The sequence below is a fragment of the Colwellia sp. 75C3 genome, from assembly GCF_002836255.1.
Lineage (GTDB): Bacteria > Pseudomonadota > Gammaproteobacteria > Enterobacterales > Alteromonadaceae > Colwellia.
Genome location: NZ_PJAU01000060.1, coordinates 1 through 26,734, shown reverse-complemented (window position 1 = coordinate 26,734; position 26,734 = coordinate 1). Strand labels below are relative to the sequence as shown.

At 38.1% G+C, this 26,734-nt stretch carries 18 protein-coding genes and 1 pseudogene; 12 read left to right on the top strand and 7 right to left on the bottom strand.

Annotation, left to right across the window (positions count from 1 at the left end; translation table 11 throughout):
* Positions 1-296 precede the first annotated feature (296 nt).
* The gene (locus tag CXF85_RS19520) at positions 297-3,140 is read right to left on the bottom strand and encodes a TonB-dependent receptor domain-containing protein (RefSeq protein WP_198555716.1); all 2,844 of its coding nucleotides are present in this window, start codon (positions 3,138-3,140) and stop codon (positions 297-299) included.
* Positions 3,141-4,305: 1,165 nt separating this feature from the next.
* Here CXF85_RS19520 and CXF85_RS19515 point away from each other — a divergent pair.
* Together CXF85_RS19515 and CXF85_RS19510 are read left to right on the top strand one after the other, a co-directional pair.
* Positions 4,306-6,150: an alkaline phosphatase PhoX gene (locus CXF85_RS19515; protein WP_101230321.1), complete on the top strand. Its 1,845-nt coding sequence runs from the start codon at positions 4,306-4,308 to the stop codon at positions 6,148-6,150.
* A 136-nt stretch (positions 6,151-6,286) separates the two neighbouring features.
* Complete coding sequence (locus CXF85_RS19510; protein WP_232771274.1) at positions 6,287-8,050, top strand: hypothetical protein; 1,764 nt, start codon at positions 6,287-6,289, stop codon at positions 8,048-8,050.
* A gap of 194 nt (positions 8,051-8,244) precedes the next feature.
* Here CXF85_RS19510 and CXF85_RS19505 read toward each other — a convergent pair whose 3' ends face one another.
* The 3 genes from CXF85_RS19505 to CXF85_RS19495 all read right to left on the bottom strand — a co-directional run bounded on the left by CXF85_RS19505 (position 8,245) and on the right by CXF85_RS19495 (position 12,765).
* Entirely contained in the window at positions 8,245-9,324 is a 1,080-nt protein-coding gene (locus CXF85_RS19505) for a tetratricopeptide repeat protein (RefSeq protein ID WP_101230320.1), read from the bottom strand.
* Between the two features lie 184 nt (positions 9,325-9,508).
* Positions 9,509-11,677: a TonB-dependent receptor family protein gene (locus CXF85_RS19500; protein ID WP_101230319.1), complete on the bottom strand. Its 2,169-nt coding sequence runs from the start codon at positions 11,675-11,677 to the stop codon at positions 9,509-9,511.
* Between the two features lie 488 nt (positions 11,678-12,165).
* Complete coding sequence (locus tag CXF85_RS19495) at positions 12,166-12,765, bottom strand: outer membrane beta-barrel protein (protein WP_101230318.1); 600 nt, start codon at positions 12,763-12,765, stop codon at positions 12,166-12,168.
* A gap of 543 nt (positions 12,766-13,308) precedes the next feature.
* Here CXF85_RS19495 and CXF85_RS19490 point away from each other — a divergent pair.
* The 3 genes from CXF85_RS19490 to CXF85_RS19480 all read left to right on the top strand — a co-directional run bounded on the left by CXF85_RS19490 (position 13,309) and on the right by CXF85_RS19480 (position 15,668).
* Entirely contained in the window at positions 13,309-13,962 is a 654-nt protein-coding gene (locus CXF85_RS19490) for a hypothetical protein (RefSeq protein WP_101230317.1), read from the top strand.
* Positions 13,963-14,229: 267 nt separating this feature from the next.
* Positions 14,230-14,850 carry a dioxygenase family protein gene (locus tag CXF85_RS19485; RefSeq protein ID WP_101230316.1) on the top strand — a complete coding sequence of 207 codons (621 nt, stop codon included), beginning with the start codon at positions 14,230-14,232 and terminating at the stop codon, positions 14,848-14,850.
* A gap of 182 nt (positions 14,851-15,032) precedes the next feature.
* Entirely contained in the window at positions 15,033-15,668 is a 636-nt protein-coding gene (locus CXF85_RS19480; RefSeq protein WP_101230315.1) for a sulfotransferase, read from the top strand.
* A gap of 362 nt (positions 15,669-16,030) precedes the next feature.
* Here the strand turns inward: CXF85_RS19480 and CXF85_RS19475 are convergent, their stop codons facing one another.
* Complete coding sequence (locus tag CXF85_RS19475; RefSeq protein WP_101230314.1) at positions 16,031-16,591, bottom strand: ankyrin repeat domain-containing protein; 561 nt, start codon at positions 16,589-16,591, stop codon at positions 16,031-16,033.
* An 813-nt stretch (positions 16,592-17,404) separates the two neighbouring features.
* Here CXF85_RS19475 and CXF85_RS19470 point away from each other — a divergent pair.
* From CXF85_RS19470 to CXF85_RS19450, 5 genes are all read left to right on the top strand, one after another.
* On the top strand, positions 17,405-18,289 hold the full coding sequence (locus tag CXF85_RS19470) for a MipA/OmpV family protein (protein WP_101230313.1): 885 nt from the start codon (positions 17,405-17,407) through the stop codon (positions 18,287-18,289).
* Between the two features lie 13 nt (positions 18,290-18,302).
* Positions 18,303-18,779, top strand: a complete 477-nt coding sequence (locus CXF85_RS19465) for a DUF3019 domain-containing protein (RefSeq protein WP_232771273.1) — start codon at positions 18,303-18,305, stop codon at positions 18,777-18,779.
* 67 nt (positions 18,780-18,846) lie between these two features.
* On the top strand, positions 18,847-19,575 hold the full coding sequence (locus tag CXF85_RS19460; protein ID WP_101230311.1) for a response regulator: 729 nt from the start codon (positions 18,847-18,849) through the stop codon (positions 19,573-19,575).
* 20 nt (positions 19,576-19,595) lie between these two features.
* Positions 19,596-20,870: an ATP-binding protein gene (locus tag CXF85_RS19455; RefSeq protein WP_101230310.1), complete on the top strand. Its 1,275-nt coding sequence runs from the start codon at positions 19,596-19,598 to the stop codon at positions 20,868-20,870.
* 233 nt (positions 20,871-21,103) lie between these two features.
* Positions 21,104-22,255, top strand: a complete 1,152-nt coding sequence (locus tag CXF85_RS19450; RefSeq protein WP_157829139.1) for a serine hydrolase domain-containing protein — start codon at positions 21,104-21,106, stop codon at positions 22,253-22,255.
* A gap of 740 nt (positions 22,256-22,995) precedes the next feature.
* Here the strand turns inward: CXF85_RS19450 and CXF85_RS19445 are convergent.
* Positions 22,996-23,415, bottom strand: coding sequence for a hypothetical protein (locus tag CXF85_RS19445; RefSeq protein ID WP_101230308.1), 420 nt, complete (start codon positions 23,413-23,415; stop codon positions 22,996-22,998).
* Positions 23,416-24,112: 697 nt separating this feature from the next.
* Between CXF85_RS19445 and CXF85_RS19440 the strand changes: the two genes are divergently transcribed.
* A complete protein-coding gene (locus tag CXF85_RS19440; protein WP_101230307.1) occupies positions 24,113-24,436 on the top strand; it encodes a hypothetical protein in 324 nt (107 codons plus the stop codon).
* Positions 24,437-24,572: 136 nt separating this feature from the next.
* Complete coding sequence (locus CXF85_RS19435; RefSeq protein ID WP_101230306.1) at positions 24,573-25,862, top strand: hypothetical protein; 1,290 nt, start codon at positions 24,573-24,575, stop codon at positions 25,860-25,862.
* Positions 25,863-26,269: 407 nt separating this feature from the next.
* On the opposite strand, the pseudogene CXF85_RS19425 reads toward CXF85_RS19435, so the two are convergent.
* Positions 26,270-26,734: pseudogene (locus CXF85_RS19425) on the bottom strand (transposase); the annotation flags it as partial.

The window sequence follows — 26,734 nt, the reverse complement described above, 5'->3', positions numbered from 1 at the left end:
ATTTATCAATAGAATTCACCCTAGTGTTTTCCATTCAATATCCCTTTCCATGAAAAATAAAATAATGTCACTTTAGTTAGTCATTCATCGCGACTACTGACCAATATAGTAAATTTATCTGAGTTAAATTAATTCAATTAGAGTAGCTGTGCTAGGGAGGGTAAAGTTAATGTATTATCTCCTTAAAATTGAGTAATTCCTCCAGAAATAAATAAGCCGACTAAAGTAAACTTTAGTCGGCTTTTAAAATTATTTACATACTTAATAACTAATTATTAATAGTTAACAAGTATCAATTAAAAGTTGTAAGTCATACCAGCGTAATAACTACGGCCAACAATTCCCCAGCCGATTCGTGTACCCCAGTTAGTTAACCAATGATCAAGACCATCTTCATCTGTTACATTATTAACACCTAAATACACATTAGCGGCTTCAGAAATATCATAACTTACGTTCAAGTCATGGATAATTGAATCATCAACGCTTTGATCATCATAAACTTCATCGGATATATCTAACCATCTTTTACCACCTTGCTTGAATTTAGTTGTCCAAGAAACACTTAAATCATCTAAGTTATAAGTAGTGCTAAAATTAGCTTGCCATTTAGGATTACCTAGTTCACCTAAAGGATCATCCGTTACTGAAGTACCTTCAATATCATTAAATTCAGTATAAGAAGTTTCTAGTTGACGCGATGCGTTTAAGCTAAATGACCAGTTTTCGTACATATATATTGATGCGATATCTACACCACGGCGACGTGCGGCATCGGCATTAAAGCTAACGGCATTGACAACATTTATATTGCCGTTAGCATCTCGCTGAACTTTATCACAGAAAGTATTGTCGATGGAGCCCGGCTCTAAATCCGTACAGTTTGATAATATAGTGCTCGCGCCTTGACTAACGATCATATCTTCAATTTTAATATCATAATAATCAAAAGATATTGTCAAATTGTCAATGAAACTAGGCGTTAATACTAAACCAACAGTTAATGTTTCAGCTTCTTCCTCTTTAAGATCAGCATTACCACCACTTGCTGTTTTACCTTTAGCGCCACTAACGTTTGAGCTCCAATTCTCTTCTGTTATGCCTAAGGCAGCACAATTATCTTTACGACGACCATCAGCAGGACCCGCATCGATTTCATATTGATCACAAGGATCTGTCATATCGGTAAAACCAGAAGTAGCACCAGCAAACATTTCTGTTAATTGTGGCGCACGAACTGCTGTTGAATAGGTAGTACGTAAACGGATAGAATCATTTACTGCCCAATTAACACCTAATTTTGCGCTATCAAAAGAGGCTGACTCAGTTGAGTAGTTAGCTTTACGATAAGCCGCTTCTATATCTAGTTGTTTAGCAAAAGCTAGATCACTTAGTGCAGGTACTAAAAATTCAGCGTAAATTTCTTGTATCGTTCTACTTGCATCCATACCTGACATGTCTGAACTTAGCTTACCTGTTGACCAAACCTCTGATGGTTTAAAATTTAAACTTTCATAACGAACTTCAACACCGGTACTCATTTGTACAGCACCTGCTGGTAATTCAAATAAGTCACCACCAACGTTGGCAGAAAAAGCATGATTAACAACATCTGTAGTAGATAGGTGATCGGTTAAAATATAGTCTGTAACGGCTTTCGAAGGGCGTTCAAAAGGATTATATTCAGGGCAATTACCCGCATCAACACAATCACCTATTAGAAGAGAAGAAGATTTATCAAATCTGTCTATGCGCATACTGTTTATACTTAAAAGTTCAGCTTTAGTAGTGCCACTTGTGGCATAAGCATCCCACGTCCAATCATTTGCAAAAGAGCCTGAAAGTGTAAGGCTTGCAGAGATATATTCGCGGTCACTTTTTTGTCCACGTGTACCAGCTTCATAAAAGGTGTTCGGTAATTGGAACCACTCATCATCAGGTGACATAACATCGCGTATTGCATCGGGTACTGTTATACCATTTCCTTCAAATTGGCTTAAGCTATACCAACTTTCCCAAGAACCAACGAAGGCAGGATCGATTGAACTTGTCGCTTGTGTTTTTGAATACATAACATCGGCTGAAAGAGTTACCGAATCAAAATCATAATTCAAATTAGCATAGGCATTTAATCTGTCATAAGGATCTTCAATTGAACCATAATTATTTTGGTCGAAACCACTGCCATCTGTTGCTAACCAACCTTCCGCAACTGCACTTGCAGGGGTTCTAAGGGTAGCAATGCCATTTTCATATTGATACCAATCTGACGTACCCTCTGCAGCATTCCAGTAACCAAACATATTAGTATCAGCAGCAAAAGAAGGGGACGTTAGACCTGACATGCTAATATTGTCATAAATACCATCGTCTGGACCAGTATTTGCTGGGTTAGTAACAGCACGCATTGAGTTTTGTGAGCCTGGGCGATCCTTAGCCATTATTGCGGCGTCTTTAAAATAATCAACCGACATCGTAATGTGACCGCGTTCGTCATTAAAAGAGAAGCCGTTAATTAGCGTAATGCTGTGGTTTTCACCACCACCATGTTGTGTACCACCCACTTGCGCACGAACAGTGGTGCCTTCAAAGTCTTTTTTAATAATAAAGTTCACTACACCGGCTACCGCATCAGAGCCATAAACAGCAGATGCGCCACCCGTTAGTATTTCTACCCGTTCAACAAGTTCAGAAGGAATCATGCCTATATCGGCATACAACATTTGGCCATCATCAGCGATAGGCGTAGGACGTTTACCGTTAATTAAGACAAGCGTTCTGTTTGCACCTAAGTTACGTAAATCTACCGCGTTGATACCTGAGTTACCAAAAGAGTAATTACCAGACGTTGAATCGAAACCATCGCCAAATTGAGGCATAGTTGACAAAATGTCATTGAGGTTACCTGCACCAGAGAGTTTAATATCCGCTGCAGAAACAACAACCGTTGAGCTAGGGGCCTCAAATGAAGCACGGGTTAAACGAGAGCCCGTAACAGAAATACGCTCTACTTCCTCTTCAACTTGTTGCGTCTCTTCAGCTGCAATTACAGCTGAAGAAGTTATTGCCAGTATTGAACTAATACTTAGGGCTAAGATAGATTTTTTATAAGAATTACTTTTAAACATTGAGCCTTTCACGTTGTATCTCCTTGAATAACAATTGTTTTTAATTTGTTTTTTTATTGTTTTAAATGATTTTTTATATATTTGTTTTAAATTCCATCGTAAAACAGCGTACAATATATTGTATACCGACATACATGTAAATAGTTAAAGTAGGTAAAACAAACAGTTAGCACTTAACGAATAATTACTTTTAGATAACTATTCAACCACCCCAAATATTTTCAAACGTTTTTTCACTAAGTAATGGACAATGCCACCCGAGTATCAAAGGAGCTATGCAGCATAAAAATGCTAAAATAAAAGTACTTAAACAGCATCATGCTTCCAATATTAATTTACTTAAACAACATAAATATTAAAAATTAAAAGTTCTAAAACGAAAACTTAACTTCAATAAAAATTTACCTATTTCCTTCATATTTATGACTCGCACTAATGACAGATTGTTTATTACGTCTTCCGTTTAATAAACACCCCTCTAATGAAGTAATATCAACCTCACTAATTTGTTGCTCCTTTCTACTGGTTATAACAAGCAACAACGGCGTTATTTATTTAATAAATAACGCCGTATGGATACCGATTATTAGACAATGCAGACGGTACAGGAAGTACCTTATTAGCTTATGCTGGTGCAATTATCATGAGTATGAAATGGGTAACCTAATAAATGAAACAGCTATGAACTGCCCCTCCCGTTATGATTGCCACTAAAATGGAGCTGAATTCAAGGAGCAAGTCAGCTTTAACAAACGCTGAAATGAATTTAAGGGTTAAGTATTAATGACATATGTTCGATGAATGAATGTTACATCGGATTTAGGGTTACGTTAGATATTGCAGCCTTGGAGATTCCAAGGGCTTAGCTTAGTTACAGTGCGTTTAGCCCCTTTTTATTTTGGGTGTCGTCGCCACCGAGATAAATCATTTAAAGTGTACCTGACCCCACTTATTCCTAGTGAATTTTATCTGAGCTCAATCTGCCTGATACATTTGGGGATTATTTGATTGATGATTTTTTATCATTTCCTTAAATAATACCCAAGCCCGACTTTAAATTGTCACATCTTCGTCACAAGACTGTAAATATTCACTTCCATACTCTTTTTGCCATTTGGTACCACTGTTATTAAACAATGATACAAAAAATTTTATGTCAAAATAATTAGGAAGAGCAATGTCAACAACAGTACGTAACACTAAAAAGTATAACAAAGCTAAACTGTCATTATTATCTCTGTCTGTTTTACTTGCGTTAACCGCATGTGATGGTGACGATGGTATTCCTGGAGCTGATGGAACTGACGGGACTGATGGCGCAGATGCGCCAATTATTGTTGTACCAGCAACACCCGTGTTAACACGTTTAGCGACTGTGCCTGCAGGTGCTGAAGTAACTGGCGCCTTTTTAACTGATGAAGGTGATTTATTTTTCAATGTACAACACCCATCAGATGCTAACGTTGAAACAGATAAAGTAAATGACAAAGCTTTTAATAAAGGCACTGTGGGCGTTTTGCGCGGTGTAAACTTTAATAACCTGCCAAAAAATGTGGTGAGTTCACCCGTACCGACAAGTGACTTTGAACGTCAAACCGTTGTATCAGCCTTAGGTGAATATCAAATTTTAGGTCAAACCAATGATATTTTTGCTGACCTTGGTGATAAAGGCTTAGCGAAAGGACTCGGTGTTCATTACGGTATAGTTACCGATGAAAAAATAATTGAGAATAATGCACCAGACTTTAATGGATTTATTACTACTGGTGAGGGTGAAGGTTACTTATTCACTAACTGGGAATCTTACCCTGGTGGCATGAGCCGCATGAAAATTGAAAAAGATGACTTTGGTAGCTGGTCAGTTAAAGAAGCAATGATGATTGATTTTGACAAGGTGGGTGGTACTGCAGCAAACTGTTTTGGTTCAGTATCTCCGTGGGGAACACCGCTAACATCAGAAGAGTGGATTGTTAATACCACAGTAGATTCAACCACATCACCAAGTTGGAATGATCCTTCAAATACTAATACTGACAATATTGAAGCGTTAACTGCACCAGACTTCCCTAACCCTTATCGTTATGGTTACATCGCTGAAATAACCGATCCAACAAGTGCTGAGCCCGTTGTAGTTAAACATTACACTATTGGTCGTTATGAACATGAAAACTCCACGGTAATGCCTGACAGAAAAACAGTTTATGCTTCACAAGATGATACCGGTGGTGTTTTATTTAAATTTATTGCCGATACACCTGAAGATTTAAGTTCAGGCATACTTTATGGCGCTAAATTAAAGCAAGATAAAGCGAGTTCAGAACCCGCTACAACGGGCTTTGATGTGACTTGGGTTGAAGTGGCTAGAGGTGATAACACCACCATTGAAGCATGGATTGCTGAATATGACGGTATAGATGAAGACGATTATGATACTGGCCGCTCTAGTTACATGACGCTTGAAGATGTACAAGCTTGGGCAAATGGCGATGCAACTTACCCGAGTGTTGAAAATGGTGGTAGCACAGTAACTGCGGGTCAACCAATGGATGACCGTGCAGCATTTTTAGAATCACGCCAAGCAGCTAAAATGAAAGGCGCTACCGCTGAATGGCGCAAGCTTGAAGGCATTAGTATCAATCATGACCGTGCTTTAGAAGCTGTTGGCAAAGAAGAAGCCGTTGCTGATGAAGACGTAATGCAAGCTTTCATGTATTACGGCATTGCTGATATCGATAAAACCATGATTGACGGTGAAGGTGATATTCAATTATCAGCACGTGTTAAAGATTGTGGTGGTGTGTACCGCTCTAAACTTGAAGAAAATTATAATATCAGCCGAATAGATCCGGTGGTTATGGGCGGCACTTACCGTTCGAGCCTAACTGGCGCTGAGCGTTGTGATGTTAATCAACTATCTCAACCAGACAATGTCATTGTGATGAAAGATGGCCGCATCATTATTGGTGAAGATGGTTTCCAAGAAAACAATACGTTATGGATGTATGACCCTAAATCTAAGTAATTGGGGCTTGAAACTTAACTTATACTAACAAAAAAGTAATCGAAGCAAGATCTTGTCTCGGTTACTTTTTTTGTTTCAGGGCCTTGCCTTTAAAGCCAGCCTTTAAAACTAAAAATAACGACTTCAAGACTAACTCATGATGACTTTACTAAACTCACAAAATACATACAAAAGCGCTTTATCTTCAATATCGGTGATAGCGTTAACCTTAGTTATTACCGCCTGTAACGACGACAGTTCTATCTCAAAAAATATATCTCAACATGAAATAGTAAACCTTGACGAGCCAACAGCGAAACAATTTCCTTATCAAGAGGGTCATGATATTCCTGCGATGGCTTACATTGAACATGGTGAAGTATATAACCATGAAACCGTTATTCCGCCGCAATGTTACACAAAAACCGATGGCGTTAATAACCCGTGTTATGCCTGTCACCAAACCAATACTGATGACAAAGATCGTACTAATAAGATGAATGATGGTTCGCTGCAAGGTGAATATCAATTTTCAGACTTGGGCGTAACAAATCATTGGAAAAACTTATTTGTCGATAGAAGGCCACTAATAAAGAATATTTCTGACGAACAAATACAACATTGGGTCAAACAAGATAATTACACAGATTTTATCGTAAACCAGCAAGGAGATAAAAAATGGCGTGGTGAATACACCCCCATTAAAGATCTCGCCTACCCAGAGCGAGCGTTTAACAAACAAGGGTTAGCAAAAGACGGTAGCCATTGGGTCGCCTTTAATTACAAACCATTTCCAAGTACTTTCTGGCCAACCAACGGCTCTACTTCCGATGCGATGATTCGATTACCTAAGGCCTTTAGAGAGCACAACGGGCAGTATTCTCAAGATGTATATTTTGCCAACTTAGCCTTAGTAGAAATGGCAATGAAAGAAACACAACACACGACATTACCACCTATTTCTGAAAAAAATATCGGCATAGATTTAAATGCTGATAATGTTTTGGCTAACCGTATTGATAGTATCAACAGACAAAATAATTACGTAGGTGATGCCCGTAATATCAAATTAGCCCATACGCTTTATCCGCAAGATACTGAATTTCTTCATACAGTACGTTACCTTGGTGTTAACGATGACGGCACAATTTATAATGCTCCTCGTATGAAAGAAGTGCGTTACATGAAAAAGCATCGTTTTAAAACAGTACAAAGTTTAGCGTCAGAATACTACTTAGAACAAAAAGAGAAAAACTCAGAAAACCTGCCACAAGTTAAGCAACTGGGTGATAAAGGTATTAACACAGGTTTTGGTTGGACGGTGAATGGTTATATTGAAAATGAGCAAGGTGAGTTACGTCATCAGTACGACCAAGAACTCGCCTTTTGCAGTGGTTGTCATAAAACTATTGGCAGTACATTAGACCAAACGTTCTCTTTTCCGCGAAAAGTTGACGGGGTTAAAGGTTGGGGTTACCAAAACTTGGCAAGTCAACATGACGCGCCAAACAGAGGCGAAACTAAAGGTGAGTTTTTAACGTATTTTGAACGTGTCGGTGGTGGAGATGAGTTTCGTCAAAACACCGAAATGCTAAGTCGTTGGTTTACTGAAGATGGCACTGTTAACGTTGAGAAGGTGCAAGCGGTTAACAATATTTATGAGTTAATTATGCCATCGGCTAAACGAGCGCTGCAGTTAAATAAAGCCTATTTCACTATTGTGAAAGAGCAGAGTTATTTATTTGGCCGTGATGCAATGCTAAGCAAAGCCACTAATGTATTAGAAACGATAGATGAAGATATTCAGCCTTTATCAGCAGAGCACAGATATCAATGGGATTTACGTCTTGATTGGCAGAAACAAATGTCATCACCAGTTGATCGCGTAAGTAAAAAATCAGCTGTTGTTGAAGGTGAATAATACCAATCCCATTAAGTTTGTGATCTTATTGTGCATAGGAAAAATAAATTAGGGCAAGGCGCTCGATTGAACAAAAGTGGTAACACCACTAAAAGGAAAGCGCCTGATAAGCACCCTAGTAAAGAAGCTTTACTAGCAAGCATATTATGTTACTCACTTTCGTTACGACTATTATGGGTTATAAAACTCAGCGTTTAATCAATGCGATAGTGAGTGCCTGCTTCGTTTAATGCTCGATAAAAATCTTCAATATCGCAGGCTTCTTCCAACTGACAGATCACGCGATATTTTTCGATTGCTGGCTGATAACCTTGCAAAGCGGCTTGAAATAACCAATGAGCTGCATTTTGTACATCACGACTTCCTTCAAGGTCAGTGAAAGTTAAGTAGAGTTCAGCCAAGTTGGTTTGCCCAGGTGCATACCCTAACGCTGCTGATTGTTTCAATAATGCAAACGCTTGCTCAAACCTATCATCAATATAACTTGCTTTAAGAAAAGCCACGCCTTTGGTATTTTCTCGCTTTCCGGGAATATAGTGCCATTTTTCTTTCAACACGATAGCATTCGTCACAGCATTACCATCAATCATATAAACCGCTCTATTTCGACCGATCGCAGTAAACTCTGGCCGCACTACTCGATAGATAAAACCTTGTTCAAACAAGCTATCTAATTCCGCATAAGAAAAATTCTGCCGTTGGTTTTCGAAATAACTAACATTGGTACTTTGTCCAAAACTTACACCATCGCTCAGAGAATTCTTTAATGGGTAAAAATAATTACCGTAAGTAAGCGATACAATACCACCGGTAATATCTACAATTTTAGCAACACGATATTTGTGGTGTGGACGTCGATCTCCTGCAGTGTTTCGATAGTCTAAATAATAAAAATCGTTAACTTTAGGTGCATCGATATAGACTTGGCTCTGACGGTGTTTTTCTTGTTCTTCCGAAAAGTAATAACTCAGTAGCAGGATGATTATAATGCTGCCAGTAAAAGTACTGAGCAAACGTAGCTTATTGAAAAAGGCCAAACTGAAATCAGAAAAAATTCGTTTTCGATCCGAGGTGTTATTAGTAACCTCTGCAAGATTTTGACATTGTAAACATTGTACTCGGGTATCACGCTTTACCGGAAAAATAGGTAAATATTCAAAAAAATAAAAACTATAAGTAATCACTGAATTGACACGATGTTGTTGATTACCGCAACAAGGGCAAACTAATTTGTCCGTTATGCCTAAACTCACTGTCGACTCACGATAATCCATCATCAAAACCCATTGTTCGTTTATATTGTTAGTATACTTTTTTATAGCGGCTATTTTTATAACATTCGCTTATAAAACAGACAAGTACTTTCTACTAATGGTTTCGTAGTATAGCGTAGAGTGACGTACACGATGTACCGCCTTACGTCGCTCTGTTCTACTTGAATCAATAAGGCCCTTAACCTTAGAATTCAAAGGTGATACCGCTAAAGAACAAACGTTCACGACCAGCTAACTTACCTTCGTTACGGCTGACCAAATACTCTTTATCAAACAAGTTTTCTACGCTCGCAAACAAGGTCACCTCAGTGTTTGGAATATAATAGTTAACGGTTGCATTCCAAATAGTGTAACTAGGGATTATGCCCTCAGTGCCTTTTCCGTTTTCAATGCGAGTATTTTCATCATCAACAAATTGCTCACTGACATGCTGTACACCAATACGTAAGTCGATACCGTTGACATGCTCATAGCCTAAATCAAGGTTCAGTAAATTCTTCGGTGCATACTGCATACGATTACCATCGTTATCAGGGTCCGTTGCTTTTATATATTCCGCAGTCCATAAGTGGGTGTATGCGCCAGATACATAAATATTATTATCCCAGCTATAGATATCGCCAAAATTTATCCGACTGGCTAATTCAAACCCTTGTTGTTCGCTTTTGCCACTGTTATCAAACGTTGAACGATTATCTACGATAGTATTTTCGATATCGTTATGAAATAAAGCGCCTGACATCGTAATACCTTTGAAGTAATTACTTCGCATGCCTAATTCGAACAAGGTACTTTCTTCTGGTACAGGACGAGCACCCGAAGTACCAAATTCACGATCAGCACGTGAAGGTGATATACCTTTATGAACTCCAATATAAATGGTGGTACTCTTTATTCCATTCCATGCAACACCAAGGCTTGGTAAAAACTCAATGTAACTATCTGAAACACGATCATCAGAGAAATCATCGCTGTCACTTGTACGAACATCTTCCACGCGAAAACCTGCGGTTACTGACCAATGATCAATATAAGTGGTGTTCTGCGCATAATAAGACAATGCATACGCCTCAAGACTCGTGCCTTCACGATCTTCACCTTCAAGTAAGGCTAACTGGTAATCTAAACGTTGGGCTGTATTCGTCGCGTAAACCTCTTGGCGATGTGCTTTTTCCTGGTGATAACGAAGACCAAAGATGGCATCATTTTCCAATTCAAATAAACGATAGCCAACATCGCCACGACTTTCTGCTCCCCAAGTATAATACTGACGAGGTGCATGACGGCCACCACAAACATTGATATCAGCATTAGCAATGTCGGATATTGTTACATTGCCATCGCCATTAACATCACCCACCGCATCGCAATTACGCAACCGTGATTCCCAAACACCATCAACCTCTCGGCCACTATTGCTACCACGTAAACCGTTACGAAAAGTATCGGTGTAATACGCTTGAGATTGCAGAGTGAAGTTATCATTAACGTCAAATTTATGCGTTAACTGCACAACATCACGATCTTGTTCCCATTTATCTAATGCTACCGTTGGATGAGTATAGGGATCACGTGCATATTCATCTCGGGTTAAGTAGTTTTCAGTTTGATTACGACGATCACGTGTATGAACTAATTTAAGGCCTACTGTTTGGTGATCAGTAATAGCTAATTCACCTTTAAAGCGATAATCAATAACGTCATATTCACCGTCATTAAAAATACCGTCGCCTTTGCTTTGTGAGAAATCAAACATGAAACCGCCGGTTTCATCACCAAAACCAACATTACCATGTAAGCCATGGAAACCCTGATTGCCAAGAAGTGCGGTTACACTGCCTTCAACTTCACCATTACGTGGAGCAGTCTTAGTGACAAAATTCACAGCTCCGCCCAATGTTTGTGGACCAAACAAAATTTGTCCACCTCCTTTAATCAGCTCTACACGACTGACAGAGGTTAAAGGGGTAGCATAATGGTTAACGGGATCTGTGTAGGGGGCTAATTGAAGTGGCATACCATCTTCCATCACCATCGCTTTAGCACTTCGGCGTGGATTTTGTCCACGAATACCAATGTTTAAATCAAAACTCATGCCGCCATCAGGCACAACCATTACACCAGGCAGGGTTCTTAATTGTTCATTGATGGATAACGGTCGACGAGACTTCAGATATTCTTCATCAATAATATCAAATGAGCCCGCAACAGCGTCAAGTCTGTCAGGTAAAATACCGGTGACCGTCAGCTTCTCTATTTCGATAGGCGCTTTATTTTCAGCGTGTGTGGTATATGGAATAAGTAATAACGATGAGAGTATAACCGTATTGATTATCGAGGGTTTCAGAGTCATTTTGATTACTCTCCTGTAATATCAATAATGATAGGATGCTATCCATCGCTAAGGAAGCCTTATGTAGGAAAAACGTCTTATTTCTAGTAAAAAATGTTTTAATGGCTAACTTTAGGCTGTTTTTTATACATTTCAACACTGTTAGTTGTCCTCTAAGGTCAAGAACGATCAAGGGGGCGAACTACAGCGCCCTACTCCGCTTCCCTTCTCAATCCCCAGAGCGCCCACTCAGTGAAAAATAAGTCATCAATTTTGTGCTTGCAGTCAATAGCTGCCGCGATGTCAGGAATAAAGTCGGCCATGAAAATCGGCAACCCTAGACGTAGTGTCTCGGGTCGAGATTTACTTCTGCTAGTGATTGGATTGCTGATATGGGAATTGAAGGGTTTGGCACGGCTGATTAGCTAACTATTGTCATCCTAGTAGTGCCTTAACCGAGGATCCATCTTTTTCTCTAGATTTCCCACAAGTAACTTAGGGAAGCACAGTTAAAAATGATAATGCGCTTGAGCAGAGATAATATTAACGTCTGCATCAAGATCTGCAGCCGTTACTTTTAAAACCAAAGTCCAATCCGTTAGCTTGTACTTAGCACCAACACCTAAGTAAATACTGGTATCTATTCCATCTTGTAATGACTCTTCGTCTGAAGAGTTGTGTGCTATATTTTGCTGCTCGTCAATAGCTATATCTACTGACATAACGCCTAATTCTGCAAAGAGGTTTATGTTTTCAATAATAGGGTAACTACCGATAACACTTAGCGTAAGGCCATTACCTTTCATGCCTAACGCTTTATGGTCACCGAGGGTAAATAAAGATATTTCAGCGCTTAAGTGTTGCGAGTACTCATAGCCACCAATCACGGTAGCGCCCATTTCTTGGCTGGAGGCTCCGCTATCTTCAGTTGCAATACTTGATAAACCAAAACCAGCATAAAACCCTGAATCTACTTCGCTTGCTTGGCTTGTCGTTGTTAATAGCAGACTGCTAGATATAATTAATCCACATTGTATAATTGTTTTTTTCAGGTTTTTGAAGTGAAGCTGCGTGGGTTTTAGATAAAAATTTTTAATATGTGAATTCATTATGTTATAGAGCCTAGCGTTAACTTTTTAATTACAAAAATATAAAAAACACTATGGCATAGACGAAAATCATTATCAATTGAGATATTGCTACTACTTTCATGGCTAGCTTTTATATCAATTTTGCTAAGATCTAATGAAAAACGTTAGTAATTACACCTGTTTTATTTTTATAACGCTTAATATAAATGAGTCTTAGAGCTAAGTTAAAGCAACTCTCACGTTCTTAATAGGGTAATTATTCTTATCTCTACACTAATAATGAATTGCCCTTGCCAAGCCTATTTTATTTTTCCTAATGTACTCTTAGAAATCATGTAAAGTTTACCTGACCTCATTTATCATGATTGGTTGCAATATACTCAATAGCTGGAGCGTTGTTTTTCGGCTCGGCGTCACGGTGAAGACCTCTTTAATTTATTTGCTGCCTAAACTGAAACTGCAATTGAGCCTAAATAAAGTGCCACTCAACGATAATCAATTGGAACCCCACAAATACTCTTTAATATCTGATTGAATTATAACCGCAAGGAAATGGAAAACATGCTGCATAAACTGTCCAAAAATTTTGTATCAGGCATTGTTTTATCAACTATCGCTCTATCATTAACAGCTACGCAAGCCACAGCGTCTGAAGTCATCTCGATAAACGCGACCAACAAAGCTCCGCTATTCGATGGTCGTTGTGACAAAGAAGAATGGCAACCAGCAGTAAAATTCGAACTGCCAGCACAAATTTCCGTTTATCTAATGCATGATAACGACTCGTTATACGTATGTGCTAAAGGCAAAGCCGAAGATTACACTGTCATTGATATCTATGTAGAGAACGCCAAAACGGGTTATCTCCATAACCTTCATGCCTCTGCTCAATTGGGAGAACGGATATTCAAGGGTAAAGAATGGAGTGAATCTGACCGTTGGAACCTAAATGATTGGAGTGGGTTTTGGGTACCTTATGCGGGCAGAGTAGAATCAGAAGATGGCTTAAAACCCAAATTTTTGAAAGGTAGTCATAGGGAAATGCAAATTCTCCGGAAGAAATTTTCCAGCGACACTTGGAATATTATGATTAATGTAAGCGGTGTTTATCAGGATGACAGCTCTACTTCTTTCTCTTATCCTGATAAAGCAGTAGATACAGATAAATCTACTTGGGCTACGTTTTCTTTTGCTAAGCAGTCTTTTTCTAAGTAACAGCTGCGAATGTAAAACATAAAAAATTTATCGAACTTATGGAATTTATTAGCATGGCTAAGTAGTTAATTCAGGTCATCATTGTAAACGTCATCTTCGAAGTCACTGACCGAAGATCCATTGCTCTTTATAGACTGCCCCCTGATTAAGGCATTACGGGGGATGACGATCCTGAGCCATGTGCATAGGCATGCTAATTAAACGGTAATGAAGCATCAATTCAGCAACAAAAACCATCAAATAATTATTTAAAAAGGGACTCATTAAATGAAATTACTAACGCGTAGAGGTTTATTAAAAGGCTTTATTACCATCGCCGGTTTATCGGTCTATTCACGTAATGCTATGTCCGAAGTATTGACTCCACGGACAACTGAAGGGCCTTTTTATCCAAGCCCATCAATGCGCTTTAGTGATGTAGATAACGATCTCATTAAAGTCTCAGGAGCGGTAAAAGAGGCTGGCGGTGAAATTATACAGCTCAAAGGTAAAGTCATTTCTAAGCAAGGTAAACCATTGGCTGGGCACCGAATAGAGATTTGGCAATGCGATGTTAATGGCAAGTATTTACACTCCGGTGATGGACGAAGTGTTGTCTACGATAATGGCTTTCAAGGATTCGGCCATGATATAACTGACAAAAATGGTAACTACCGCTTTAAAACCATCAAACCAACGATATACCCGGGTCGTGCTCCTCATATTCACGTAAAAGTACTTAATGCAGAGCGCGAGCTATTAACCACACAGTTTTATATTGCGGGTGATACAAATAACAGTGCTGATGGTCTTTATCGCAGGATGTCGCCTGAACAAGCGCAAGCCGTGTCCATGGTTTTTACCCAGAACAACAATCTACTTGAGACGAATATCGATGTGGTTATCTGAATAAAGACCGTTACACAGCAAATGTAGCGTAAGGTAAAGCAGGTAGTTGGATAGTCAAAAGCTTAAAAGATCAGGGTAGTAATTAGAAAAATAGCTTGGGCACGATTATAATTTGAAATTTAGCTCTACCTGTTGAGTACATGCGATTATAATGGCGACTTTTTAAATACGAGTAGTATCAGATGTCTAAAATATTTATTATTGGCTTGCCTAGAACGGGCACTACCAGTATTAGTGTTGCACTATTAGAACTAGGCTTAGCTGTAGCTCATACCGCGTTTACCAAGCGTACGTTTGAAGTAGCTGATGCGATATCTGATTCCCCCTGTTTTAGCGATTATCAACAGTTAGATGGTTTATTTCCCAAAGCTAAATTTATCTACTTAACAAGGGACATGGATAAATGGCTCCCTTCAATTACCATGTTACTTGAAAAGATGGCGCCTCATTTAGAACCGAAAACGGGGCGATTCAATCCCATTTTAAAACGAAGTTTTCATGATACCTTCTCTGTCGAATTACCTTTAAACCATCATGAATTAAGCGATTGCTATCAGCGTCATCAGCAAAGGGTTTATTCGTATTTTGAAGGGAGAGATAACTTATTGACAATAGATATAAGTGAGCAAGGTAGTTTACTGAAAATGAAACAGTTTTTAGAAATGGAAGAGCAAGGAAGTATAGATTTCCCTAAACTTAATGTCGGTCGCAATGTAGCTAACTGGAAAGACTATAAACACCCGAATAAAATTAGCTCTAACTTAGCTGGCGTAGATCATAGAAAATACTTTGATTTTTATTACGCGGCTAACAAGTAAGACGCTGCTATATCGCAGCGACATAGGGTTCCAAAGGGCCTTTGGCGTGGAACGCCCTTTAGGTATCATCGTCGCCACAGCGACAAATTATTTCAAGTGTACTTGACCCCATTTATTATGGGTGGCCTGATAAATTATGGATACTAGGCTAAACACATAAACCAGAAAAAATAATAATGTATTTATTAAAAATCTCATTCATATATGGCAACTAATGCTACAAAACAGTCATTAGCTATAACCGAGTAAAATCGATTTAGATTAGTTCTGTATCGATAACGCCCGCATAAAATTCGGAGCATGTTCGACAATTTTTTTGCGTCATCTGTTTTTTTCCTGATTAATTTGCTTGTATGGCATACCTATTTAGATGTTTTTTCATATATTGCGATAACATCCTTATTGTCTGATTTTACTGCTTGAATAAAAGCAGTTCTTCCAAGTGCATCTCTATAGTCAGGGTCAGCCCCATGGAACAATAGTTGCTCAGTTACTTTTGAGTTATTTAACTCCGCGGCTAAAAGTAAGGGTGACTTTTTAAGAACACCTAGGACAATATTAACCTCTGCACCATGTCGCACAAGTTCATCTATTATTTCCGGATTCGTGTTTTGGTATGCAGCAGCGCTTAATGCTGTCCCGTTAAAAGTTATATCACGCTCATTTACGTCTACCCCACGGCTAAGAAGTGTAGAGATTATTTTGGGGTTGTTTGTTACAGACGCAGCCCACATAAGTACAGGGCCGTTCTTGTTATTAGGTTGGAGTGCCTCTTCTGGAATTTGATATACATCATCTACAGTTGCAGATTTCCAAAATTTTTCCGTACTATATTCTTGATGTGGGTTGTTTATCTTTACGTATACAAAGAGTGCTACTGCCGCAACAAGGATAAAAATTAATTTCGGGTTTATCGAGTTCATGCCTAAGTTCCCTATAGGTGTTGTATGACTAACAGTTTATTATGTTTACGTATCAGGAATACACACATCATAAAAAACATTCGATTTACATTAATATCCCATATTTTCAAACTAGTAATGCTAAACCACATGTGTTTTAAGGCGTGTTACTATGACGTATTAGTAACACGCCTCAAAAAACTATACAGACTTCCATATAAAAGGGTATTACATCGTTTACGCTAATATCTCATTCATTAGAAAATATATGGCAATATTTTTAGCAGTAATGTCAGCAATGCGCATCAAGAAGTCCTTAGCGTTATATTATTTTTCACTGTTCATTTATAACTATCTAAGGCTAACTTTTACCACATAACAATCGTTATATGAAGGTCAAAATCAGGCCTCCTACCGTTCACTTATGATACGAAGAGCAGACGTTTCATTACCTAGCTTTAATAACCATAACGGAAGTGAGTATTATTTAAGTTTAACTTCCCCTGTAAGACTTAAAAGAAGCCATTATAGTTTAGATTTACAAAGCGATAATGCACTTGATAATTCAAACCAAATAGCGTTAAATAGCCGATTTTCATAGATTGCCTCTTTATAAAACCATATAGCATAGCAGTAACGATTTTTGAATACTTGGCTGGCTATTGGTTACCTCGTCACTGTATTACTTAGCCGCATAAAAATAAGGAAATTATCTTCTGTAGCTACAACTTACTTCAATTGCTACATTTTGTTACAGATGATGGATCTTGTTACGTCAACTTCCTTTGTACCAAGAGATAATGTAATAGATTTCAATAAAGCAGATAAAAAACAATGAATAATTTAAAAATAAAAAAATCACTTATCTCATGCTTGCCTTTAGCTGTAATAATCTTTGCTGGAGCTAGTTTTTCTAGTGCCAGTGTTGCCAACGATATTACCCAAATTATAAGAAGTGACAACGAACAAGCCAGTAATACAGAAAATTATTTCGAACTAGGACTAGAGTATGTTGTGGGCAGTAGCCCATCTTTTGGTTATGAAAGTAACTGGAAAGGGACTGGCCTGATTATTAATTTCAGCTATAACTGGAATGATCTATTTGTCGAAAACTATAGTGAAAGTGGCCATGGTACCATCTTGGGTTATAACGCCTTTAATAATGATAATTGGTCACTCGATTTAACGGTTACTACTAATTGGTTTCAAAGTAACTATGAAAATACCGGCCGCTATCCTGGTCTTAATAACCTAGATTCTAGTGAGCCGTTAACGGTTGGTGGACGACTAACCGGTTATTTGGGCAATAATGTCGTGCAATTTGCAATCAATCAAGATGCAACAGGCGATCATAATGGAACAACACTCTCGGCATTGATAGGACGAAATTGGCAAGTTAGAAATTGGAATTTTCACGGTATTGTTGGCGTTGAATATGCTTCAGCCAAACTGAATAACTATTATGTTGGCGTATCAGAAACTAGAGCGGCATCAACTCGTTTCGATTTCATTGAGGGAGGAGCCAATGCTTATGAAGCTGGCGACAGTGTAAGTTTTAGTACAGAACTAGGAGTAACTTATCCTATTACACAAGACTGGGTCTTCAGAGCAACCGGCCGCGTTGTCACTATAGCAGATGAAATTACCGACAGTCCTTATTACGTGACCAAAGACTCAGTGGCGACATCATTTCGTACCAGTCTTAGTTATGTGTTTTAGGAGGAATAATAAAGTGACCATTATTCAACAAAATAAAAAAACACGAGTAGAAATAAACCTAATTACTCGCATAGTCATATCTATTTTATTACTTATCGTTTGCTGGTTTATACCCGTATCGGCAAAAGCTGAGGCGACAAAAAGTAATACAGTGCCAATTAACTCCAGTCAATTGGCACAACTAAAAGTAACACCTAAACCTTGTGTTGCACTGCGTAAAGGGCAAAAATGTTATCTTGAAGTCACTTTTAGCTGGCAGCATCCAAAAGTTAACAATTATTGTCTGGTTAATACCACTATTAGCAAAACAATTAGGTGCTGGAAACAGCAGGCTAAAGGTGAGTTCAGTTTTGATTTTCAATCGAAACTAAGTAATGACTTTGCTTTACGTAACCAAGAATCCACAACAGATATAGCTATAGCTACGATACCAGTCGCTTGGGTATATAAATCATCCAAACGTGCAAAATCAACTTGGAGACTCTTTTGATGGAAATCATTTTGAGGAACCTTATTTTGAGAGAAGAATTTTGACCGACACCACCTTAATCCAATCAATGGCTGGCAAACATATTATGTTAGTGGAGGATGATATGTCGCTAGCCGAATGGTTTGGCGATTATCTCGGCGAACAGGGTTACTTGGTAACGCTAGCTACCAGAGGGGACGACGCCATTGAGTTGATTGAATCTGATCAACCAGATCTAGTGATATTAGATATCATGTTACCAGTCAAAGATGGTTTTGAAGTATGTCAGGCTATTCGACCATTTTATCATGGACCTATTTTAATGATGACGGCTCGTGATCATGAAACTGATGAAGTGTTAGGGCTGGAGTTAGGTGCTGATGATTATGTGGTAAAACCGGTCAAACCAAGGGTATTATTATCACGAATCAAGGCACTTTTTCGCCGCTCATTGCCGCAGGAAGTTTCGCCAGTATTGGTACCCGTCATAGAGGATATAGACCCGAAAAAAATAATTCTTGGTCAACTCTCTATTGATGCAAATTCGCGTACGACTATGTTAGCAGGCACTAAAGTGGCTATTTCATCAAATGAATTTGATGTGCTTTGGCAACTTGCTCGGGCTGCTGATAATCTGGTTAGTAGAAAAGAACTGGTGATCCAAAGAAGAGGCATTGACTATGATGGCTTTGATCGTTCTATCGATATTCTTGTTTCACGAATTCGAAAAAAGCTTGGCGATGACGCCAGCAATCCGTATCGAATTAAAACCGTCTGGGGTAAAGGGTATTTATTTGTTAAAGATGCTTGGGAGTAATTTATGCTTAGGAATATACAATGCCCAAATTAACCCTATCGCTGTTGTTGGTCATATTAGTTGCAGTGATAGGTATCGGCGGAGCACTGGACAATTTTTTTAACCAATATCAAACACAGCTAAACAAAGAGTCTGATGAATTATCAGCCTATCGTCAATTGGGTAAATCTTTAGCTGCAACCCTTGATAAGCAAAAACAACCTCAACAATTCATCGACAACTGGCAGCAAGAAAGTAAGCTGTCGGTTACCTTAGTTCATCTTGATGATTTCTTTTTACCTGACTCCTTAAAAGATGCCTTTTATGACGGAGAGCCACTGGTATTTGAAACAGACAATGATATATCAATTCACTTCATTGTTCCTTCACAGAACCAAGTATTGATCTTTATTATTCCTCCTGTTGTAAAAGAAAGTCAAAATAGCGCATTGCAGCTTCTGTTAACGGGCGTATTTTATCTGGGTATTTTAATGGTGGTGCTTATTTGGCTCTATCCATTGATTAAACAATTGAGAAAATTGAGACAAACCACCAAAGCTTTTGGCGAAGGACAGTTTCAACAACGAATTAATGTTAATTCAACGTCTTATATCGCCAGTATTGAAAATGAATTTAACCATATGGCCGAGCAGATAGAAACGCTGATCAGTGATAATAAGCTGTTAAGTGATGCCGTTGCCCACGATTTACGCACGCCCTTAGCGAGGTTACGCTTTGGTATTGAGATGCTGCAAGAGACAGAAAAGCCAGAAATGAGAGATAAGTACCAACGCCACCTCAGTCGTGATATTGATGAAATGGAAAAATTAGTTAATGTATTGCTTAATTATGCGCGGATAGAACAATCGATGATGGCGGTTAAGCAACAAAGTATCAACTTGAATGAACTAATCAGTCAATGCGTTGGTGCGTTAACTGATAGCAATAAAATCATTAATTGGCACCCACATGACGATGCAATAGTTAACGGTGATGCGAATTACTTAAGCATGCTTATCAATAACTTGCTTGGTAATGCCCAGCAATATGCCGATAATGAAATTACGATGACAGTTGCAAAAAGTGGCTCAAAGCTGCAATTTATTATTAGTGATGATGGTCCTGGCATAGCAAAGGAAAAACGCAGTGAATTGTTGAAACCATTTATTCGTGGTGAGCAGTCTCATGAAAACCCTGGTTACGGTATGGGCTTAGCGATTGTTGCAAGGATAGCCAAGTTACATGATGCTACGCTGATTATTACCGATTCAACTGAGCTGGGCGGTGCCGAATTCTGTTTGACTTTCAACGGATAAATAAACTGTAATAAAACCTAATTATTACAACAGCATCTTGTTCTTTTTAAGCCGTACGGGGCTTTTTTACACTTAATTTTTTACTCAAAATACCCTATTCCCCTACTAGGCCACCGTTATCTTCATTGGTATTTATTACTCTATACACTTTGTTACAGGTGATGGAACTTGTTACGTATTTCAACTACGACATTGCTTATAGTTTATTTCTTAAAACCACTAAAGGAATAAACATGCACCCGTTCAACAACCTAAAATCGACACTATCTTGTACTGCAATTATTTTACTTTTAACTGCTTGTGGCAGTGAATCAGGATCTAATCCAGCACCTGAAAAATCCGTCGTTGTAGCGTTAGATTATCAACAATTAATTGAAAGTAAAATTTCTGAAAACGTTCCGGGCATTATCCTACTGGTAAATACACCCGAACGGCAGTTTATTGGTAGCGCAGGGGTTTCAGATCGCGACAATCAAACGCCGATGCAAACTACCGACGTTTTTTCTATTCAGAGTGCGGGTAAAGTGATTACTGCGCTACTTGCCGCACAATTGCACGATGAAGCTTTGTTGAATTTAGACGATACCCTTGATACCTGGTTACCGCTAGAATTGTTAGATCAAATTCAATACAGTGAGCAAATAACATTGCGACAATTACTTAATCATACCAGTGGTATTGTTGACTACAATAAAAACGAGATGCTTTTACAAGATGTACTGGCTAGCCCAGAAGTTCAACGAGGAAATGTTGATTTAGTACATTATGCACTTAATAAAACGGCCGATGCGTTACCAGGTGTAGATTTTCATTACTCTAGTACTAATTATGCCTTGGCAGGCATGATTTTAGATAGTGTATTAGGATACCATAATGCAATTGAAATACGGGCTAGAATAATAGACCCGTTATCGTTAAATTCTACGTTTTCACTAGGATATGAAAATCATATGGGTGAAATAATTCCGGGTTATAGATGGTATCAAGGTCAATATGTTAATACTGCGCCAATTATATCCAATATTTTCTCTTCTGCTACCCCGGTGGCCTCAACGGTAACTGATTTAGCCTTTTTTTATAAAAGCCTAATCACAGATACTGATTTTGTTAGTGACAATATCCGTGAGTTAATGTGGGGGGCAGCTAGTTTAGTCCCCGTAAAAGCAAACAACGACGCTGGCCTGGGTATTCATAAAGAAAATGTTAATGGCACAATTTTGTATGGTCATGATGGCAGCGGAGAAGGTTACATAACTCAGAATATTTATATAGAAGAAACAGATACCAGCATAGTGTACTTTCTTAACTGTGGCCTTAGTGATGAGTGTGTTACTGCTTTTTATGCTATAGGAGATGCTATTCTAACCGAGCTTAAAATCAACTAGATTCACATAAATTATTGTAAGTTAATTAACAGCGTTATTAACTTACAATAAACATTACTGACTGAGTTTCATAACATCAAAGCAACGGTGACTTTTTATTAGTGACTTTATATACTTTGAAATATTAAGCTATTTTACCAACATATCGGCTCATTATTTTACGTAGAGTAGTCGATAAGTTAAGTATATAAATTTACCTTCATTCGACTCCTACTTAAAGGTATATGAATTAACATTATGGAAAAATAATGAAAATCATCAGTTGCTTGGCCTGTATATTACTTTTATCGTCATGTGTCTACTATGGCGTTCAGCATAACTTTTAAATTGGTATAGATAATAAGAAGTTATTATGGGTGGCCTGATAAGTAAGTAGAACAAACGCTGAAATGAATGAGAGTATTCACGTATATTCATCATGACGCTGCATGGATGCAACTTATTAGAGAATGCAGGGTGCACATTATCCTGAGCATTTTGTCCTGATGCACGTTCAGTGCTGATACGTCGATAACACTTGATAGAATTGAAGGATACGTTTGTTAGCAGCGCCATGGGGTTCCAAGGGGCTTTTGGCGTGTAACTCCTCTTGGGTGTCGTCGCCAACGCAAAAAATCATTTAAAGTGTACCTGACCCATTTATTAACAAAGTGTGGGTGTCCCGATCTTTTTGATCTTTTTTAAAAACGAAACTAATTTATGTATTGAAACCGAGCCTATAACAGATTTTGTTACAGAATCTATCCCATTTTTTGCTCAATTAATTGTAGTAGCTGCGAATTTAACATAGCTAACTCGGCTTCCATGCTCTTAGTCCTTTCTTCATCACCGCTTCTGCGCTCTTGAGCTATTTCTGCGACTAATTCGGCGATTTTTTCTTGCAACTCAGCAATTTTTTCATCTACCGTCTTTTTTTCTTCACCATTAGCCCCGCTAACTTCGTCTTGCCCTGCCATTTTTCTCATTGCTGCTTGATTTTTATCATTAGTACTTTTTTCACGCGCTTCTTCTGAAATGGTGACTTGATCCGTTTTTAAGTGCTCTGAGGAGGATGTATTTATTTCAGCGGAAACCTTCATAGGTGCCTGCTCTGCAATTGAAATTTTTTCCTGATATGCTGGCGCAATAGAAGATTGCAGTTGCTCTGTACGTAATTCCATTTCTCTTCTATCCCTAATGAGATTATTTACTATTTATCAGTATCGGCATAAAACTAAAGAACTTAAATATTATCAAAAAGTTTAACATTACTTAGCGTCGCAGTGGTGACCACACCCAAAGTGGCGGTCTTCGCCAACAGGGGAATATACGTCCTGCATTGTCTAATAAGTTACCTCGATGTAACGTCATGGCTCAACTTGACTGACACCTTACAAAATTGAGATTTATTCACTGAGATGGAATTTGGAGTATTTGGTACGGCTGATAATTTAATTATTGTCATCCTCGTGGTGACTTAATCGAGGATCCAGCTCTTGGTAACATGGATTCCGTATCAGACACTTACGGAATGACGAACCTTAAAAATAGATCAACTCCCCTATCAACAAACACTCAGTCTGCTTGAACAAACGCTGAAATGAATGAAAGTGTTCCCTATGTTCATCATGACGCGGCATGGATGCAGCCTACTTATTTCTTCTGGGTGTCATCACAATCACGACAAATCATTTAAAGTGTACTTGACCCTATTTATTATGGGTGGCCTGATAAATTGTTTTCTTTTTATATCGTATTGTCAAATTAAGTTTATTCTTATCAAATGCACTGTAGATTGAAAATATGCCACATTTAAGAATACACTCAAACACCTAACATCATTTACCGTTAAAACAATAAACAAAGAGAATAAGTTATATGACAGCTTTAAATCTTAAAATAGAAAAACTCTGTGATGAACTACGTGAGACGGCCAGTAAGCGCGATGGCGGTGCTTGGACTACTGGCTCCTGTGTGGTTGGTCGTGATATGGCATCAGGGCTTGAACAGGCGAAAAACATCATTGATGCGTATAATTTCACAACTAAAAAAACTGAGGCAGTGCATTGTCAAGAGTTGGCAGCTTTAATCAAAACCGGCGCAAATGAATATCCCTATCATGACAGCGAAGGCTATGCTGCCGGTACTATGGTGCAATTAGCCTATGATATTAAAAATATTGGTGGCAATGATACAAACTAAGTCAATTGGGTTAGTTGTGTCCCAAATATGCTAGTGTAGATTTTAGCGAATTTACTTGCCTGAATTCGATAACTTGACAGTACTAGGGCAACTAACTGATATACTTTATTTATGTATCATATTACAAGGATCAATTATGACAAAAAAAATTTTACCATCAATGGTTATTGCAATATTTACGGTGTTCACTCTCTGTTCGACTGCTTATGCAGCTTCGAGTGTTGAAAATTCTTCTGCCGATAGATTATCAGACTATAAAAGAAGTGAGGCCCTACTGACTACTATGATTTTACATTATGAAAAAGTAGAAGATATGAGTTTGGGATGTAAGGCCGATTGTGAATATAACAAGCATAGCGACATTTTAACTTTTATTGGTTCTATAACGCTTTCTTGTAAAATTGGACAACAAACTTATCAATGGCATAATGATAATAAGGAAGTGCAAGAGTTCATGAAGACTTATGGTGATCTTGACGATCTAGAAGATCCAGAGTTTGTAAATGAAGATACATCGTTTGGTGAGATCATTGGGTTTATGAATAATTTAAATAAAGTCTCAGAACAAATGGATGACCTTAAGTATGTTCTAGAGAGAAAAATCTCAGCCAAATCTAAACAAGCTACATCTTGTGATCAACTATTTAAAGAGTCTAAGTACTATAAGAAAAAATACTATGCTGCTAGATATAACAAGAAGACAGACCAGAAAAAAATGAAAAAGAACGTTGATGAAGATATAAAGTATCAATGTAAACAACTTGATGAGCTTCAAGATTGTTTAAGTAGTATGTTTGTAGATTTAATGTCAGTAAATACGGGGACAAGAAACCTTAAAGAGTCAACAGAATCGAGACATAATCCATATAAAAATATCGACTTCAAACCTACTAAAAATGCATTACTTCTAACGTCAAATAGTGCTCATGCAACTAGAAATGAAGTGAGACAACTAAATGAAGAACAATTTCGAAATTGCGCATCCACGGCACTACAAATTGATAAGAATAAAGTCGTTTTGAAAAAAGCTAAACCTGGATATGATCGACATATAATATTGAAAAGGGATATTGCGTCATTAGATTATACTATTGATGATGTAGGGGGGATGTTAAGCGAATCTAATGTGAACAGTTCAAGTTCAAAATTGAAAATTGAAAAATATAACAAGATGGTCACAGACCGTAATAAAGCTCTAGATAGACGGAGACGATTATTTGATGAATATAATAAAATATTAGTAGTAGTCCGCGAATACAAAATGGCGGATTTGATGCTAAATGGTTATAAAGATCCATATAAACAAGATTGTACAGGGACGTTCAGTACTGAACAGTCAATCATTCAAAAATATTGCATAGATAAAGAGACAGGTGAAGGTATCGTTTATGGCGGCTCTCCATTTTGTACTCTTTGGAAATCATAATATTAACTATGCCCCCCATGATAAGTTCAGGCCACATATTGAAAGGAAGAGCAGTGTTGGGGAATACTATGAAGTAGGAACGATATACCAACCACAAGAATCTTTATTGGTATTAATGACAAGCGATTTAATTACTTTAAATGATGAGCTAAAAAAAACGTATTAACTATGCCACCCATTGCTATTAACTATGCCACCCATGATAAGTTCAGGCAATAACGGCGCACTGATACTTGTATTATTTGTTGTATCCTCATCGAATAAAAAGGTATTTTTCGAATCCCCTCCCTATCTACCAACAACTTACGGGAAATATGGGTAAAATCATCGAATTTCAAATGCACTTACCCCGTAACACGAAAGTGACTTAACCTGATTTTTATACTAATTAAGATTAATAAGTTAGGTTATGCGCTATTTAAGCAGGCATGCGCATTGGCTATACCATGAGCTCGCTGCAAGCCCACATGTTCACTAAATTTACATAAGTGTTCAGCTGTGCCAACTGCGCCAGTAAAGATACCTTCAAAATCTGTGGTGAGTTTTAACCAACTTTCATCGCTAATGTGCAACCTTGCTAAGATGCTTTTTGCTTTAGCGCTAATAGCGCCACGTTTATCCTCACGGAGGATCCGTCCTGTTTCATCAACGAGGGTTAAATAGTCTTTTAAGCTAAAGCTGATACCTACTTTTTTGTTTTGATCGGCTTTGTGTTGACGTTCATTGCCGGTAAAAGCTAATAACAATTGTGGCTGTGTCCCTTTTATCGCGGCCTTGATACGTAATTGAATACTAGTGAAATCTGACTGCTCTGGTGTATCAGCAATCCTTGCTCGCACAGGGTTTAAATCAACATAAGCCATGCAAGATAA